We start from the raw sequence: 1,703 nt of genomic DNA, 5'->3' as shown, positions 1-1,703 counted from the left end.
CGTGGACTCCCGGATGCGTCGGCAGGCGCTGCTAGACCGCACGGACCCGCCTGCCGTTCACCTGGTTGTCGGGGAGGCCGCGTTGCGCCGGCAAGTCGGCGGCCCGGCCGTGCTGGCCGGTCAGCTACGGCACGTCGCCGAGGCAGTGCAGCGGCCGAACGTCACGGTGCAGATCCACCCGTTTCAGGCCGGCGGACACGCGGCGCTGGGCTCAGGCTTCACGCTGCTCGGGGTGCCGGTCGGTACGAACATCAAGACGTGGGCCTACCTGGAAGACCTCACGCGGGCTGACTTGCTCGATGGCGAGCAGCACGTGAGCGCGTACCGGCTGGCCTTCGAGACGCTGACGGAAACCGCGTTGCCCGAGCGTGAGAGCATCGCACTGTTGGAATCGGTCGCGAAAGACCTGGAGAAGCAGTGAACGCGGATGAGCTCACGGGGTGGCGGAAGTCGTCGCGGTCCTCGGGCGGCTCGAACAACTGCGTGGAGGTCGCGGTGTCCGCGACCCCCCGCGTGGGCGTACGGGACACCAAGGACCGGGAGGCCGGTCACCTGACGGTCACGTCAGAGGCGTGGTCGGCGTTCTTGGGACAGTTGGGGCGCTGACCCGCGCACACGAGAAGGCCCCCAGCGACCCGAGAACGCTGGGGGCCTTTCTGCTGTCGACGTCGGCTAGCCGCGTGCCGCTGTGTTCTTGCGTCGCTCGGTGTTGACCAGCGCCACGCCGGCGAGACCGATGATGCCGAGTACGCCTAGCGGGATTGTCCAGGCGCGACGTGTGCCAACGGCTGAGTCGCAGGCAGTCTGCCGGTCGAGGCTGCCGAGGTGATCGTTAGCGGCGAGGCTGGTGCCGCAATCGGACTGCTCGACTATCGCACTGTTGTCGACCGTGCCAGGCAGGGTGTCGAACTCGTACGGCGCGTGGACCTGCAACACGGATCCGATGAGGGCCGCGATGAGGCAGGCCGCAGCGACCAGACCAATGAATGTTCGTACGTTCATGGGTGGAGCCCTCCCGTGGCGGTGTGACGGTAAATCGCACCACCACGGGAGGTTGTTACTCGTTACGCCCTGCGACGATCTCCGCCAGGCGGACATAGCCGGCGACGCGCACGGCACCGGGGTTGTCGAACCGGGTGGCCTGTTCGAGCGCGGCGACGATTTGCACCCGGATCGACCGGTCATCGGTGAACAGGGAAGCGGGAATCCATGCGGTCGCCAACGCGGCGAAGTCGTTGACCAGGTCGACGTTGATCACTGGTCGACCTCCACGCGCCGGCTCGGGGCGAAGAACGCGGAGTCAAACACGGTGATGACCTCGGAGGGGTCCAGGAACACCGTCACATCGGGTTCCACGAGCACCGTCGGCCTGTCCGGAAGCTCGTCGAGCACGGTGACCGGGTAGCCCTTGCCTTCGACGAACACCAGCCACCGTCCGCTCTCAGTCGGCGTGACGTGTGTGGCGGTACAAGCGACTTCAGTTCGATTGTCGGCGATCAGGTCGACAACAACGGTAGCCTGGGTCATGGGTCGGAACCTCTATTTCCGATCAAGGCCGCGGGTTGGTGTTACAGCACCGCCCGGGGCCGCTTTTACAAGATCGAAGTCACAGTGGATAAATCTCGTTCCACGCTAGCTGTGCGACCTGGGTTTTCCCAGGTAAGCACACCGTTCAGGTGTGGCCTACCGTCCCGGTATGGCGT

The 1,703-nt window shown here is 65.7% G+C and carries 5 protein-coding genes; 2 read left to right on the top strand and 3 right to left on the bottom strand.

Annotated features, from left to right (window positions below; all coding sequences use genetic code 11):
* The coding region (locus AB0383_RS50040; RefSeq protein WP_366191710.1) for a DUF5753 domain-containing protein at positions 1-421 on the top strand (421 nt) is incomplete at its 5' end.
* Positions 418-606, top strand: a complete 189-nt coding sequence (locus AB0383_RS50035; RefSeq protein WP_366191708.1) for a DUF397 domain-containing protein — start codon at positions 418-420, stop codon at positions 604-606. The genes AB0383_RS50040 and AB0383_RS50035, both read left to right, overlap by 4 nt.
* Positions 607-672: 66 nt before the next feature.
* On the opposite strand, the gene AB0383_RS50030 is transcribed toward AB0383_RS50035, so the two are convergent.
* The 3 genes from AB0383_RS50030 to AB0383_RS50020 are packed head-to-tail and all read right to left on the bottom strand — an operon-like array spanning position 673 to position 1,527.
* Positions 673-1,002 carry a hypothetical protein gene (locus AB0383_RS50030; RefSeq protein WP_366191706.1) on the bottom strand — a complete coding sequence of 110 codons (330 nt, stop codon included), beginning with the start codon at positions 1,000-1,002 and terminating at the stop codon, positions 673-675.
* Positions 1,003-1,057: 55 nt separating this feature from the next.
* Positions 1,058-1,258: a hypothetical protein gene (locus tag AB0383_RS50025; RefSeq protein WP_366191704.1), complete on the bottom strand. Its 201-nt coding sequence runs from the start codon at positions 1,256-1,258 to the stop codon at positions 1,058-1,060.
* Entirely contained in the window at positions 1,255-1,527 is a 273-nt protein-coding gene (locus AB0383_RS50020; protein WP_366191702.1) for a hypothetical protein, read from the bottom strand. Before AB0383_RS50020 ends, AB0383_RS50025 begins: the two co-directional genes overlap by 4 nt.
* Positions 1,528-1,703 lie beyond the last annotated feature (176 nt).

It is taken from the genome of Amycolatopsis sp. NPDC051373 (assembly GCF_040689465.1).
Classification (GTDB): Bacteria; Actinomycetota; Actinomycetes; order Mycobacteriales; family Pseudonocardiaceae; genus Amycolatopsis.
Note: the sequence above shows the minus strand (reverse complement) of the source record. Positions and strands in the feature narration are given on the sequence as shown.

Coding starts and splice junctions, on each gene's coding strand:
- AB0383_RS50030 (WP_366191706.1), bottom strand. CDS start 1,002: ATGAACGTACGAACATTCATTGGTCTGGTCGCTGCGGCCTGCCTCATC.
- AB0383_RS50020 (WP_366191702.1), bottom strand. CDS start 1,527: ATGACCCAGGCTACCGTTGTTGTCGACCTGATCGCCGACAATCGAACT.